This is a genomic window from Lachnotalea glycerini (genome assembly GCF_003201285.1).
Lineage (GTDB): Bacteria > Bacillota > Clostridia > Lachnospirales > Lachnospiraceae > Lachnotalea > Lachnotalea glycerini.
This window is the reverse complement of sequence record NZ_QICS01000001.1, coordinates 671165-685446: the sequence shown is the minus strand read 5'-3', so window position 1 is coordinate 685446 and position 14282 is coordinate 671165. Positions and strand designations below refer to the sequence as shown.

The window sequence follows — 14282 nt, the reverse complement described above, 5'->3', positions numbered from 1 at the left end:
AGGATTGAAAAAATATGGAATTTGAAAAATTACAAAAAATTATTGCAGAGGTATTAAATGTTGATGCAGATGAAATTACGATGGAGACAACATTTGTTGATGATTTGGGTGCCGATTCTCTAGATATTTTTCAAATTATAATGGGAATAGAGGAAGAATTTGATATTGAGATATCCAATGAAGATGCTGAAAATATAGTTTCAGTTGGAGATGTAATTGAACAAATTAAGAATCTTAACAACTAATTATAAGTGTTAACTGAGAGTATGAAACCCCTTAGGAAGCTTTCGGTTTGTGTGAAGTGCCTTATGGCCATACGATTATGGCGAATTGGCTTGTTTTATCGCATAAGTTGATACGCAAAAGCCCTGAATAGGGCTTTTGTGTTGTAAAATAGTAGGTGCAAAAGACGTTCTTATAAGATTATTTAGTAGTTCATTCAGGGAGGTGTAATAATGACAAAAAAGATATTATTTGAGGATTTAGAAACAAGAATAGGATATCAGTTTAAAGACTCTGGCTTACTTCGTCAGGCAATGACACATAGTTCCTTTTCAAATGAGCATCGATTAAGCAGATTAACGAGTAATGAAAGGCTGGAATTTTTAGGTGATGCTGTTTTGGAAATAGTGACAAGTGATTTTTTATATTCAAAGTATACAAAGTTTCCAGAGGGAGATTTAACTAAAATAAGAGCGAGTATTGTATGTGAACAAACGTTAGCTTTTTGTACCAGAGAAATCGAATTGGGAAAATATTTATTACTTGGAAAGGGGGAAGATTTAACCGGCGGACGAGATCGAAATTCAATAGTTTCCGATGCAATGGAAGCATTGATTGGAGCTATTTATTTAGATGGTGGTTTTGCTAATGCAAAAGAGTTTATCTATAAATTCATTTTATCAGATATAGAACATAAGCAGCTCTTTTATGATAGCAAGACTATCCTGCAAGAAATTGTACAAAGTGATTATAAAGACGAATTAATTTATAAGCTGATTGGCGAAGAAGGACCAGACCACAACAAAAAGTTTATTGTTGATGCAATGATAGGAGATAACATTGTAGGACATGGAATCGGCCGAACCAAAAAAGCGGCAGAACAAGAGGCTGCCTATAGCGCTATTGTAAAACTTAGAAAATCTTAGCAGGAGAATGGTATGTATTTAAAGAGTATAGAGGTGCAGGGTTTTAAATCCTTTGCAAATAAAATAGTGTTTGAATTTCACAATGGAATAACAGGTATTGTTGGGCCAAACGGAAGTGGGAAAAGTAATGTTGCTGATGCGGTTCGCTGGGTATTAGGAGAACAAAGTGCGAAACAGCTTAGAGGTGCCAGCATGCAGGACGTTATTTTTTCAGGAACGGAGAATAGAAAACCTCTTGGCTTTGCTTGTGTCGCTATAACACTTGATAATTCTGATCATAAATTGGCAATCGATTTTGAAGAGGTAACGGTTGCAAGGCGGGTTTATCGGTCTGGTGAAAGCGAATATCTTATGAATGGAACAAGTTGCAGGTTAAAGGATGTTCACGAGCTATTTTATGATACCGGAATTGGTAAAGAGGGTTATTCCATTATTGGACAAGGTCAGATTGATAAAATATTAAGTGGTAAGCCAGAGGAACGCAGGGAACTGTTTGATGAAGCGGCCGGAATTGTAAAATTTAAAAGAAGAAAGATGGTAGCACAGAAAAAGCTTGAGGATGAGAAGCAGAACCTGCTTCGTGTTACAGATATTTTGTCAGAGTTAGAGAAACAAATAGAGCCTCTTGAAAGACAATCAGAAACTGCTAAAGCATTTTTAAAGAAAAAAGAAGAACTTAAGCTTTTTGATGTCAATTTATTTTTAATGGATACCAAACGGATTGAGGAGCAGTTAAGTCAGGTAGATGAAAAGCTTTCTATTGCAGACAGAGATTTGACAGAAACTAAGTCAAGTTATGAAAGTACAAAATTGGAATACGAAAAGCTTGAAGCAGATATTGAAGCTATTGATTTGAAAATTGAAGAATATCGAAACAAACAAAATGAGACAGGTATCTTAAGCCGTGATGTGGAAGGTAAAATAAATGTATTAAAGGAGCAGATTAATTCTGTAAGGCAAAACGATGAAAATTTGCAGGAAAGAATATCAGCTATTACTTCGGAAGTTGCATTAAAAGAAAGACAAAAGGAAGAGTTCACCACTCAGAAAGAGGATATCAATCAACAGCTGGACGCTATTGATGATTTACAGATAAACGCAGCCGATATCATCAGAGAAATACAAAATAGAATTACTGGTTTAAATGCCTGCATAGATGAGTATAAAAATGAAATCTTTGATTTACTAAATGAAAGAGCATCTACTAAGAGCAAGATGCAGCGCTTTGATACAATGCTTGAGCAGATTAGTCTTCAAAAGGCAGAGCTTAGCCAAAAATTACTGAAAGTAAAAAGTGAAGAAGCAGAGCAGGATGAGCTTTTAAAGGAATATCAAAAAGGGTTGGAGACATTTTCAAGCAATATTCTTAAGCTTAATGAAGAAACCAGCTATAACGAAGATAAGGTCAAATTTATTCAAGAAGAGCTTCTTGAAATGAATCAAAGAAGAAATGAAACGCAATCTGCGTTCCATATGGAAAAATCCCGTTTGGATTCTTTGATTAATATAACGGAGAAATATGATGGCTATGGAAACAGTATACGCCGTATCATGGAGAGAAAAGAAGAAGAACAGGGAATTATCGGTGTTGTGGCGGATATTATTAAAGTGGAAAAGGAATATGAAGTTGCAATTGAAACTGCTTTGGGTGGAAGCATTCAAAATATTGTTACTGAGGATGAAGAGACAGCGAAACGAATGATTCACTACTTAAAGTCAAATAAATACGGAAGAGCAACCTTTTTGCCGCTTACAAGCATTGGAAATAAGACTATATTCAATCAAGAAAATGCCTTAAGGGAAAAAGGAGTTATCGGCTTAGCAAGTGATTTAGTGACGACGAAAGAAAAGTATCAGGGACTGTCTAAGTATTTACTGGGAAGGACGATTGTAGTAGATGATATAGATCATGCAATCTCTTTGGCTAGAAAGTATAAATATATACTTAGGATTGTAACCTTAGAAGGGGAATCTTTAAATCCGGGAGGCTCCATGTCTGGAGGTGCTTTTAAGAATACAAGCAATTTGCTTGGCAGAAGACGTGAAATTGAAGAACTAAAGGAAAAGACTGCCCTTCGTTACAAAGAGGCAGAGCTTCTTCAAAAAGAAATAGATGAAAAGAAAACAAAGCGACAATATGCTTATGAACAGATTGAAAAGCTGAAAAAAGAACTTCAAGAACAGTATTTGATGCAAAATACAGCAAAAATGAATATAAATCAGGCAGAGGATAGGAAAAACAGCAGTATTGTGTTATTTGAGGATTTAAAAAAGGAAAGTCAGGAAATCGAACAGCAAATCAAGGATATCACAAAGGGAAAAGAAGAGATTCAAACAGAACTGTCTGACTCAGAAGCAAAAGAAAAAGAATACGAAGTACTCATTGCAAAGGAAAGCAAAAGGTTAGAGGAAGAAAGAGCAAAAGAAATAGAATATTCAAAAAAAGCTGCTGACATAAATTTAGAATTTGCTAATCTGAACCAAAAGAACGAATTTATTTTGGAAAATATCAGACGTGTGAATCAAGAGATCAGTAAGCTAAATGCTCAGTTGCAGCAATTAAACGATAGTATTTTTGGCGCTAAAAATGATATTTTATTAAAAGAAGAGGAGATTAAAGCTCTTCAACAAGAATCTATACAAATGGAGAGTATATTCTTAGAATGTCAGGAAAATCTCAAGTGCTTTACAATAAAGAAGGAAGGACTGACTACAAGTCATAAGGGCTTTTTTTCAAAACGTGAGGAATTGTCTGAACGAATCAACCAATTAGACAAGGAAGTTTTTCGTTTGGTGAACCAAAAAGAAAAGTATGAGGAAGCAAGTGAGAGTCAAATTAACTATATGTGGGAGGAATACGAAATCACATATGGTTCAGCTCTTAAAATGCGAAATGAAGAATTAGATAGCCAGTCAGAGTTAAAAAAAGAAATCATAAGGCTTAAGGAGGAAATCAAAAAGCTTGGTGATGTGAATGTAAATGCAATTGAGGATTACAAAAACATTTCAGAGCGATATCATTTTTTGAGTGAACAAAGAGATGATTTGGTGGAGTCGGAAGAAACACTTCTTAAAATTATTGACGAATTGGATATTGGAATGCGCAATCAGTTCATGGAAAAATTCGAATTGATAAAAATAGAGTTTGATAAAGCCTTTCAAGAGTTGTTTGGTGGAGGTAAAGGAACGATTGAGCTAATGGAAGACACCGATATTTTGGAAGCAGGAATACGCATTATATCACAGCCGCCTGGGAAAAAGCTTCAGAATATGATGCAATTATCGGGTGGAGAAAAGGCACTTACTGCTATTGCATTATTATTTGCTATTCAGAATTTAAAGCCTTCTCCGTTTTGTCTTTTGGATGAAATAGAGGCGGCACTTGATGATTCCAACGTTTCTCGTTATGCAAAATACTTACATAAGTTGACAAAGAATACACAATTTATTATTATTACACATAGGCGTGGAACGATGGCAGCAGCAGACAGGCTATATGGCATCACAATGCAAGAAAAGGGTGTATCAACTCTGGTTTCGGTTAATTTAATCGAAGATGATTTAGATAAATAGAGATTATAATCAGTGAATAATAGTGGTTTCATAAAATAATTAGTTTTAGATACAGGAGGAAGATATGGGTGAGAAAAAGGGTTTTTTTGGAAAGCTGGTAGAAGGACTGACCAAAACAAGAAATAACATTGTATCAGGAATTGATTCTATTTTTAATGGATTTTCCAGTATAGATGATGAATTTTACGATGAAATTGAAGAAATCCTGATTATGGGAGATTTGGGAATTAATGCAACCACTTCTATTATTGAAGATTTGAAGGAAAAGGTGAAAGCAAATAAGATTAAAGATCCTGCTGAATGTAAGGAGCTTTTGATAGAGAGCATTAAGGATGAGATGAATGTCGGAGAGACAGCGTATGAATTCGAACATAGGAAATCTGTTATATTGGTAATTGGTGTGAATGGTGTAGGAAAAACTACAAGTGTAGGAAAACTAGCTGGGAAACTAAAGGATCAAGGAAAAAAAGTTGTTTTGGCAGCGGCAGACACATTTCGGGCAGCGGCAGGTGAGCAGTTGACACAGTGGGCAAATCGTGCAGGTGTCGATATTATCGGAGGTCAGGAGGGTGCTGATCCGGCAGCGGTTGTTTATGATGCAGTTGCTGCTTCAAAAGCAAGAAATGCAGATGTGCTTCTGTGTGATACAGCAGGCAGACTTCATAACAAGAAAAATCTAATGGAGGAACTAAAGAAGATTGACAGGGTATTAGAGCGAGAATATCCTGATGCGTATAGAGAAACTTTGGTGGTGCTTGATGGAACGACAGGACAAAATGCCCTTGCACAGGCAAAGCAATTTAAGGAAGCTGCGAACATTACAGGAATTATTTTGACCAAATTAGATGGAACGGCTAAGGGAGGAATCGCAATTGCAATTCACTCAGAGCTTGGTATTCCGGTTAAATATATTGGTGTAGGAGAAACTATTGATGACTTGCAGAAATTTAATGCGAATGATTTTGTTAATGCATTATTTGACGTAAAGCACGATGAGAAAGAAGATGATGAGTAAATGCTGACTTTAGAAAAATTTGAAGAAGCAACAGAGGTAGTGAAAAAAGTAATTTTAGAAACAAAACTGGTATATAGCGATTACTTTAGTGAACAAACAGGCAATAAAGTGTATTTAAAGCCTGAAAACATGCAATTTACAGGCGCGTATAAGATAAGAGGCTCCTATTACAAAATAAGTACACTAACAGATGAAGAAAGAGCAAAGGGATTGATTACGGCGTCAGCAGGGAATCATGCGCAGGGAGTCGCTTATGCAGCAAAGTTGTTTGGTGTCAATGCGACCATTGTAATGCCTACGACAACTCCATTAATGAAAGTTAATCGAACCAAAGGTTATGGCGCAGAAACAATTCTTTTTGGAAATGTGTATGATGAAGCTTGTAATTATGCTTTGCAGCTTGCGAAAGAAAAAGGTTATACATTTATTCACCCATTCGATGATTTGGCTGTCGCAACAGGGCAGGGAACTATAGCAATGGAAATTATAAAAGAGCTTCCGACAGTAGATTATATATTAGTCCCTATTGGGGGAGGTGGACTTGCAACAGGTGTATCTACTCTTGCAAAGCTTTTGAATCCAAAGATCAAAGTAATTGGTGTTGAGCCTGCAAATGCGAATTGCATGCAAGTATCAATGAAAAACAAAAAAGTAACGACACTTCCAAATGTTAATACTATTGCGGATGGAACTGCTGTAAAAACGCCGGGGAGTAAAATATTCCCATATATACAAAAAAACATTGATGATATCATTACAATTGATGATGAGGAATTAATTGTTGCTTTCCTTGATATGGTTGAAAACCATAAAATGATAGTAGAGAATTCCGGTTTGTTGACGGTTGCAGCTTTGAAGCATTTAGAAGCAAAAGGAAAGAAAATTGTATCAATATTAAGCGGCGGCAATATGGATGTAATTACAATGTCCTCTATTGTCCAGCATGGACTGATTCAAAGGGACAGAATTTTTACCGTATCAGTATTGTTACCTGATAAACCAGGTGAGCTTGTAAGAGTTGCAGACATCATTGCAAAACAGCAAGGCAACGTAATTAAACTTGAACATAATCAGTTTGTAAGTATAAATAGAAATGCAGCGGTTGAACTTCGTATTACACTGGAAGCATATGGACATGATCACAAAGTACAAATTGTACAGGCTTTAAAAGATAACGGATATGACCCTAAATTTTTACAGGCGAATCCTTGATTCATTGCTTCATAAAAGAACAAGATAGCAGCATAATGGAATTAAGAGGTAAGTTCCCCTTTTAATTCCATTATTTTAATAAAAAAATAGTTAGCCGACTATATAAAACGGCATTTTTACTCTGCTTTTATATTAAATATTAGCAAATTTAAATATAAAATGTGAAAAAAATGTGAAATAGCATAAAATATAGTTGCATTTATTAAAATAATGAATATAATAATTATTAGTCGACTAATTAAAGAATGGAAGTGAGAGTATGAATCAAACATCTTATGACAGTAAATCAACCAGAGAACTTTTTTTCGAATTGACGAGAGTATATTTTATTAAAAAGTATAAAATAGCCTCTGATGTAGGAATGCATCCGGGTCAGGAGGCTTTATTGAATCTGGTGAACAATGAATCTGGATTAAATCAAAAAGAAATAGCGAACAAACTGAAGATTCAACCGCCAACTGTAGCGGTTTCAATCAGACGCATGGAGAAAGCTGGATGGATAAAAAAAGAGATTGATTCGACAGATAAAAGAGTATCAAGAGTATTTATAACCAAAGAGGGTAAAATGCTATTAGAGAAAGTAAAAAACGTTACAAAAGATATAGACCAAATAATATTTTCAGGAGTTTCTGATGTTGAAATGTGTCTTTTGAGACGCTTGTTAATTCAATTAATTCAAAATATCCGTCAAACGCTTGATGATAAAGAGATTGATGAAGTAATGCAGGAATTTACTAAACATCATGATAAAATGCATCGAAAATAGATAAATAGGAAGGAAAATGCAATGTTTAAACTAGCTAAGTATTTAAAAAAGTCATTGATACCAATTATAGCAATTATCTTTATGCTTTTTATTCAGGCTTACTGTGACTTGTCGTTACCAGGTTTAACATCAAAAATTGTTAATGTTGGTATTCAGCAAGGAGGGATTGAAGACGCGGTAGCAGATCAGATCAGAGTAGATGAAATGAATAAACTGTATTTGTTTATGAGTGAAGAGGATAAAAGTCTGGTTGAAGCCAATTATGAGCAGGACAAAGACTTGCTAAAATTAGAGCAAATAGATGCTTCAACCAGAGAGCAGCTTAATACAGTCTTTGGTAAACCTATGCTTATTACAATGGCCTTGTCAAATGACACAGATCAAGCAGCGGCCATCAAGGAGAAATTAGGATTAACTAAGGATGAGGACATATTTGCATTTTTATCTCAATTACCAAAACAGCAGCTTGATGTAATGCTAGATAGCATGTCATCAAATATTGAAAATATGTCAGATTCCATTATAACGCAATCTTCAATTGCATATGTGAAAGCAGAGTATGTAGCGCAAGGGATTGATATTGAACATTTACAACAAGTATATATTTTAATGGCAGGATTAAAGATGCTTGCATTTGCTTTGCTAGGTATGATTGTTTCCATTTTGGTTACCTTTTTATCTTGTAAGGTTGCAGCAACCTTTAGTAGTGAACTAAGAGAGTGCGTGTATAAAAAGGTTATCTCCTTTTCAAGTTCAGAATTTGATAAATTTTCCACAGCATCGTTGATAACGAGAAATACAAATGATATTCAACAGGTTCAATTATTCATGACGATGTTATTTCGAATTGTTTTATATGCCCCGATTTTAGGAATAGGTGGTATTCTTAAGGTATTAAAAACGAACACCTCGATGTCATGGATTATTGTGCTGGCAGTAGGTATTATTCTTTTAGTTGTACTTATTCTGATGCAAATAGCGATGCCTCGTTTTAAGCTATTGCAGACATTGATTGATAAATTAAATCTCGTGACAAGAGAAATCCTTACCGGTATTACTGTCATTCGTGCTTTTAGTACTCAAAAGCATGAAGAAGAACGTTTTGAAGATGCGAATGCAAGATTAGCAAAAACAAATTTATTTGTAAATCGCTGTATGACTTTTATGCTGCCTCTTATGATGTTAATTATGAACGTAATAACCTTGTTGATTGTATATGTTGGTGCATACGGTATTGATAAAGGAGCCATGCAGGTGGGTGATTTAATGGCATTTATCCAATACACAATGCAGATTATTATGTCATTTTTAATGCTGACTATGGTATCAATCATGATTCCAAGAGCAAGTGTATCGGCTGTTCGTATTAACGAGGTACTTGATACACCATTGATTATTAAGGATCCGGAGGTATCGATGAAAGAGACACAGACTTTGAAAGGCAGCATAGAATTCAATCATGTATCTTTTGCTTATCCGGATGCAAGGGAAAATGTTTTGTCTGATATTTCATTTAAAGCATCTAAGGGTGAAACAACAGCAATTATTGGAAGTACAGGAAGTGGAAAATCAACTTTAATAAATTTAATACCACGGTTCTTTGATGTAACAGAAGGCGAAATTTTGGTTGATGGTGTTAATGTTAAGGATTATACACAGCACGATTTACATCAAAAAATAGGTTATGTTCCTCAAAAAGGAGTTCTTTTTTCAGGTACAATCGATTCAAATATCCGATATGGCTGTGATCATGTACCGGAATCGGAGATAGAAAATGCCGCAACGATAGCACAGGCGATGGAATTTATTAATGAGAAACCGGAAAAATTTAAAGCTGAAATTTCACAGGGAGGTTCTAATGTATCGGGCGGCCAAAAACAGCGTTTGTCAATAGCCAGAGCGATTGCAAGAAAGCCGGAAATATTTATATTTGATGACAGTTTTTCAGCCCTTGATTATAAAACAGATGTAATACTTAGAAAGGCGTTAAAAGCTGTTACAAGTGAAGTCGTTACCTTAATTGTTGCACAAAGAATTAGTACGATCTTACATGCGGATCAAATCATTGTGCTGGATGAAGGTAAGGTGGTAGGGATTGGAACGCATAAAGAGCTTTTGAATAATTGCGAGGTCTATATGCAAATTGCAATATCTCAGCTATCAAAGGAGGAATTAGCAAATGAGTAATGAAAGACCAAGAGGAAGAGGACCTATGGGACATGGTCCTGTGATGGCAGGAGAAAAAGCAAAAGATTTTAAATCCTCAATGAAAAAACTGATTCAATTTATGAGTACGTCTAAATATATGTTTCGTCTTATTGCAATGCTTGTATTTGCAATAGCAGGTACAGCTTTTAATATTGTAGGGCCGACTATATTAGGCGATGCAACAACTGAAATTTTTGAAGGTTTGATAAAAAAGATTAGCGGTACAGGTGGAATTGATTTTGATAAAATAATAAGTACTTTGACAATGCTTCTAGGACTCTATTTATTAAGTGCATGTTTTTCATTCGTACAAGGTTTTATTATGACTGGGGTTGCCAATGATGTAACCTATTCATTACGGAAAGATATATCAAAAAAAATAAACAGAATGCCTTTAAAGTATTTTGAAAGCAGAACGCATGGAGAAATTTTATCTAGAGTTACAAATGATATCGATACGTTAGGACAGAGTTTAAACCAGAGTATAACGCAATTGATAACATCGGTTACAACACTTATAGGTGTACTGATTATGATGTTAAGAATAAGTGGGTGGATGACACTGGCTGCTTTATGTATTCTTCCAATATCAATGGGATTGATTGGGTCTATTATGAAGCGTTCACAAAAATATTTTCAAAGTCAGCAAAAATTTCTTGGTGAGATTAATGGTCAGGTAGAGGAAGTGTTTTCAGGACATAATATAGTTAAAGTCTTTAATAAGGAAGAGTCTGTTATTCATGAATTTGAAGAGACGAATAAGAAACTATATGATTCTGCATGGAAATCACAATTTTTTTCCGGAATGATGATGCCAATTATGCAATTTATTGGCAATTTGGGCTATGTAATGGTTGCCTTATTGGGGGGCTATTTAACGATTAAAGGAAGTATTCAGGTTGGACAGATTCAGTCGTTTTTCCAATATATCAGAAGCTTTACACAACCAATTCAGCAGATAGCGCAAGTTGGAAATATGCTTCAGCAATCAGCTGCAGCAGGTGAAAGAGTATTTGAATTTTTAGAGGAAGAGGAAGAAGATCAAAACGTGAAAGATGCAGTTAATGTTGCTAAGTTAAACGGAAATGTTGAGTTTGAAAATGTATCTTTTGGATATAATAGGGATCAAATTATTATTAATGATTTTTCGGCTAAGGTTCAAGAAGGGAAAAAGATAGCTATTGTTGGACCAACTGGTGCCGGTAAAACGACGATGATAAAGCTTCTCATGCGCTTTTATGATGTTAATGCAGGAGTGATCAAAGTAGACGGACATGATTTGAGAGCTTTTAACCGTAATGAGCTTAGAGAAATGTTTGGTATGGTCTTACAAGATACCTGGCTGTTTAATGGAACAATAATGGAAAACATTAGATATGGACGTCTTGATGCCACAGATGAAGAAGTAATTGAGGCTGCAAAAGCAGCGCACGCTCATCATTTTATTATGACACAGCCAGATGGTTATCAAATGACATTAAATGAAGAAACAAGTAATATTTCACAAGGTCAGAAGCAATTACTTACAATAGCAAGAGCAATATTAGCGGATCCCAAAATTTTGATTTTGGACGAAGCAACCAGTTCCGTTGATACAAGAACAGAGATTCAAATTCAAAAAGCGATGGATCATCTGATGAGTGGAAGAACAAGCTTTGTAATTGCACATAGACTATCTACCATCAAGAATGCAGATTTAATTCTTGTGATGAAGGATGGAGATATCATAGAGCAGGGTAACCATGATGAACTGCTGGCAGCCAATGGCTTCTACTCCAATTTGTATAATTCACAGTTTGAAAGGGCAGAAGCAGTATAATTATTATGTATATCAGGTGACGCCTTATGAGTTGTAGGGAAGGGCATTAAAAGCCTAGATTCTATGGGGGTTAGGGCGATTTGGAAGTGCTTTTTCTTATCGTAACTCACCGTAGGTTTTGGGGCAAAATTGGAGTCAAAAGGTGTCAAAATTGGAGTCAAAAATGGGTGAAAAAGGTGTCAAATCAAAGTGGTGTCACTTGGTGAAAAAAATCAAGTGATGAGAAAAATTTATAATTGACTCCATTATAATGGTGTCAGGTAAATTTGGTGCTGATTGGCTTTGGAATAATGAATGGCGTCAGGGATTTTGACTGTAATGTGTAAAGAAAATAAATGAATTTGTAACGATGAAGTTGATTGCAGAAGATAATCTGTGAGATGGGAATCGGTACATGGAATGTATGGAAAGCAGTGTGTTTTAAGTTGTCTGTGAGGGTGACTTTGGCTACTGCTTTTATTTCGTTTTCTAAATATTAAAATATGGTTTAAGTAATAAATTGTTGTAGTTGATTTGGACTTTCCAATGAGTCTAAATTGTTATAAAAATAATAAAAAATATACAAATATTTACAGTTAATTAATAAATTAATATGAAAAATATGGTATTATTTAATAATGAATAAGGAAAATTGCAAATAAATGGATTATATGCAAGATATAATGAACAGAAAAAATTCACCAGTGATAAGGAATGGAAAGTTGGTTACTTCAAAAAGTGATTCGGATAACCATGGTCTTGGTATGTCCATTGTTTTAGATATGGTAAGGCAAAATAGGGGGGATATGAATTATATTTTTTCAGGGGATGTTTTTAAGGTTACAATTCTATTGCCAAAGTCAGAGGGAAACCTTAAATCGACATAATCTATTGGACGTGAATTTCAAAACGAAAGCTTGAATGAAAACCGAGAATCCCTCATAATAAAAGTTGAAAGTTTTGAAGGAATAACTACTTTTCTTGATGAAATAAGTGTTTCAAATTTAAGAAAAAGTAATTATAATAGCAGAAGAAACTATAAAAGAGTGATATTTTTTGCGCAAGATATCCAGACATCTGAAAAATACTTGCAAAAGTAAAATCCACATGTCGAAGTTTGTTTTTCATGGAATGATATCTGTCTGCAAGATGAAAGTGAAACAGGAATTAATGTTTCAGAAGTCTCGGTGTTAAAATAATTTTATCGGATTCAATTACATGTAGGTCTAATAGTTCAAGTAGCTTTGAATCAAGAAGCAACAGAGCCAGTTCAAATGGGGTGCGACCATTTAAACTGGCTCTTGCTGTACTGTTGATATGGTTAGTCATTAAAAGGATATCCTGTGGCGTATAATCGGTCAGAGAAATACCTTTAGGTATAATTTTGCGGATATATTCATGATTTTTCTCCAGTTTTCCTTTTTGCCAGGAAGCAAGAGGATCGCAGAAAAAAATCTTTGTCCGTAACGCACCATCCATAACGAAAATTTGAAGGTCACTTACAAAATGTGAAACTCGTTTACATAACGGGAATCTCGTTCTACATTGCACCAAAATCTATTGGAAATAGATTAAAAATATACCACTCGCGTAAATCCTATTGCAATTTTTGTGAATTAGTGTATGATTATAGTCAGAACGGAGGCTAAACATGACGGTTTTTTTTGCAGAATATTTGACTGAAATATTGATAATAAATGGGATTATCTATGCGGATTCTGAAGCCTTATGACTATTTTGAGTATCTTCTGACAGGGATTCCAAAACATCTGGATGAAAAAGACAGCAGTTTCTGCGAAAATCTGCTCCCTTGGTCGGATAAACTTCCGGCGAATTGCCGAATGCCGCTCATAGGAGCGGTTAGCTTTGTAGGAGTACCCACTATGGATCGGTTACGTTATATCTATTAAGACTAGTCACTTCATCAAAAAATGCTCCATACACAGTTCTCTACGATTATTTACATGAGCAACTCTACCATTCGCATGTCCTTTGAGCAGACGAGTTATGTAAAGCAGTGTATAACTCGTTTAATAATACTGTTATATTTTGTAGAAAAATAGGTAGGAAGCCAGCAAATAAAGCTTCTCCCCTTTACTTTACTCTACATATTATTTTTTATTTTATAACCAATCAATAAGTGTCTGCTTTTCTTTTTCGGAGTATTTATCAATAGGCGTATCAATTTTTAATGTGAACTCCTCTAAAAATTTACGCTTGAACTCCGGATTTAATCTTGTATAAATTTCTGTTATTGTAACAGATGAGTGAGCTAGAAAATCTCTGTTATACATAAGATTACACTGCTTTCAAGAAGATGCCTAGAATTCGAAAGCCTCAAAATTGTATATACTATACTCATGATTGCGAACAACTTCTTCTGCTTTACTCATTTTTATATTTTTGCAAGATGATGATATCTCAGAATGAGTGAATAGACCTTGGTGATTATTAATAAAGACAAGCTGTTCTGGATTAGATAACTGATGTATTTTAGCATATTTGCCAATGTTGTCATTCACATTTAACCTTGCGTCCTTTCCCTGTTATAGAGTAACCGAT

At 34.8% G+C, this 14282-nt stretch carries 11 protein-coding genes and 1 pseudogene; 10 read left to right on the top strand and 2 right to left on the bottom strand.

Features of this window, described 5'->3' with window-relative positions; genetic code table 11:
• Window positions 1–14: 14 nt before the first annotated feature.
• The 9 genes from acpP (at window position 15) to C8E03_RS02745 (ending at window position 12607) form a co-directional block, all read left to right on the top strand.
• On the top strand, window positions 15–245 hold the full coding sequence (gene acpP, locus C8E03_RS02785; protein WP_094378760.1) for an acyl carrier protein: 231 nt from the start codon (window positions 15–17) through the stop codon (window positions 243–245).
• A 210-nt stretch (window positions 246–455) separates the two neighbouring features.
• Window positions 456–1148 (top strand): ribonuclease III, encoded by a 693-nt coding sequence (rnc, locus tag C8E03_RS02780; protein WP_110290236.1) that lies wholly within the window; start codon window positions 456–458, stop codon window positions 1146–1148.
• Between the two features lie 12 nt (window positions 1149–1160).
• A complete protein-coding gene (gene smc / locus C8E03_RS02775; RefSeq protein WP_110290235.1) occupies window positions 1161–4721 on the top strand; it encodes a chromosome segregation protein SMC in 3561 nt (1186 codons plus the stop codon).
• 64 nt (window positions 4722–4785) lie between these two features.
• Complete coding sequence (gene ftsY, locus C8E03_RS02770; protein ID WP_094378766.1) at window positions 4786–5736, top strand: signal recognition particle-docking protein FtsY; 951 nt, start codon at window positions 4786–4788, stop codon at window positions 5734–5736.
• Window positions 5737–6948, top strand: a complete 1212-nt coding sequence (ilvA, locus tag C8E03_RS02765) for a threonine ammonia-lyase (RefSeq protein WP_110290234.1) — start codon at window positions 5737–5739, stop codon at window positions 6946–6948.
• Window positions 6949–7207: 259 nt separating this feature from the next.
• Window positions 7208–7714: a MarR family winged helix-turn-helix transcriptional regulator gene (locus tag C8E03_RS02760; protein ID WP_094378770.1), complete on the top strand. Its 507-nt coding sequence runs from the start codon at window positions 7208–7210 to the stop codon at window positions 7712–7714.
• Window positions 7715–7735: 21 nt separating this feature from the next.
• The gene (locus C8E03_RS02755; protein WP_094378772.1) at window positions 7736–9901 is read left to right on the top strand and encodes an ABC transporter ATP-binding protein; all 2166 of its coding nucleotides are present in this window, start codon (window positions 7736–7738) and stop codon (window positions 9899–9901) included.
• The gene (locus C8E03_RS02750) at window positions 9894–11741 is read left to right on the top strand and encodes an ABC transporter ATP-binding protein (RefSeq protein ID WP_110290233.1); all 1848 of its coding nucleotides are present in this window, start codon (window positions 9894–9896) and stop codon (window positions 11739–11741) included. The genes C8E03_RS02755 and C8E03_RS02750 overlap by 8 nt, the downstream gene beginning before the upstream one ends.
• Before the next feature lie 641 nt (window positions 11742–12382).
• On the top strand, window positions 12383–12607 hold the full coding sequence (locus C8E03_RS02745) for a GHKL domain-containing protein (protein ID WP_110290232.1): 225 nt from the start codon (window positions 12383–12385) through the stop codon (window positions 12605–12607).
• Window positions 12608–12887: 280 nt separating this feature from the next.
• Here C8E03_RS02745 and C8E03_RS22225 read toward each other — a convergent pair whose 3' ends face one another.
• The gene (locus C8E03_RS22225; RefSeq protein WP_207657776.1) at window positions 12888–13049 is read right to left on the bottom strand and encodes a hypothetical protein; all 162 of its coding nucleotides are present in this window, start codon (window positions 13047–13049) and stop codon (window positions 12888–12890) included.
• A 389-nt stretch (window positions 13050–13438) separates the two neighbouring features.
• Between C8E03_RS22225 and C8E03_RS22220 the strand changes: the two are divergent.
• Window positions 13439–13630, top strand: a pseudogene (locus C8E03_RS22220) (hypothetical protein); the annotation flags it as partial.
• Window positions 13631–13843: 213 nt separating this feature from the next.
• Here C8E03_RS22220 and C8E03_RS21835 read toward each other — a convergent pair.
• Window positions 13844–14014: a hypothetical protein gene (locus C8E03_RS21835; protein WP_170122873.1), complete on the bottom strand. Its 171-nt coding sequence runs from the start codon at window positions 14012–14014 to the stop codon at window positions 13844–13846.
• Window positions 14015–14282: the final 268 nt, after the last annotated feature.

Coding starts and splice junctions, on each gene's coding strand:
- C8E03_RS02760 (WP_094378770.1), top strand. CDS start 7,208: ATGAATCAAACATCTTATGACAGTAAATCAACCAGAGAACTTTTTTTC.
- C8E03_RS22225 (WP_207657776.1), bottom strand. CDS start 13,049: ATGACTAACCATATCAACAGTACAGCAAGAGCCAGTTTAAATGGTCGC.
- smc (WP_110290235.1), top strand. CDS start 1,161: ATGTATTTAAAGAGTATAGAGGTGCAGGGTTTTAAATCCTTTGCAAAT.
- rnc (WP_110290236.1), top strand. CDS start 456: ATGACAAAAAAGATATTATTTGAGGATTTAGAAACAAGAATAGGATAT.
- C8E03_RS02745 (WP_110290232.1), top strand. CDS start 12,383: ATGGATTATATGCAAGATATAATGAACAGAAAAAATTCACCAGTGATA.
- ftsY (WP_094378766.1), top strand. CDS start 4,786: ATGGGTGAGAAAAAGGGTTTTTTTGGAAAGCTGGTAGAAGGACTGACC.
- C8E03_RS21835 (WP_170122873.1), bottom strand. CDS start 14,014: ATGTATAACAGAGATTTTCTAGCTCACTCATCTGTTACAATAACAGAA.
- C8E03_RS02750 (WP_110290233.1), top strand. CDS start 9,894: ATGAGTAATGAAAGACCAAGAGGAAGAGGACCTATGGGACATGGTCCT.
- acpP (WP_094378760.1), top strand. CDS start 15: ATGGAATTTGAAAAATTACAAAAAATTATTGCAGAGGTATTAAATGTT.
- ilvA (WP_110290234.1), top strand. CDS start 5,737: ATGCTGACTTTAGAAAAATTTGAAGAAGCAACAGAGGTAGTGAAAAAA.
- C8E03_RS02755 (WP_094378772.1), top strand. CDS start 7,736: ATGTTTAAACTAGCTAAGTATTTAAAAAAGTCATTGATACCAATTATA.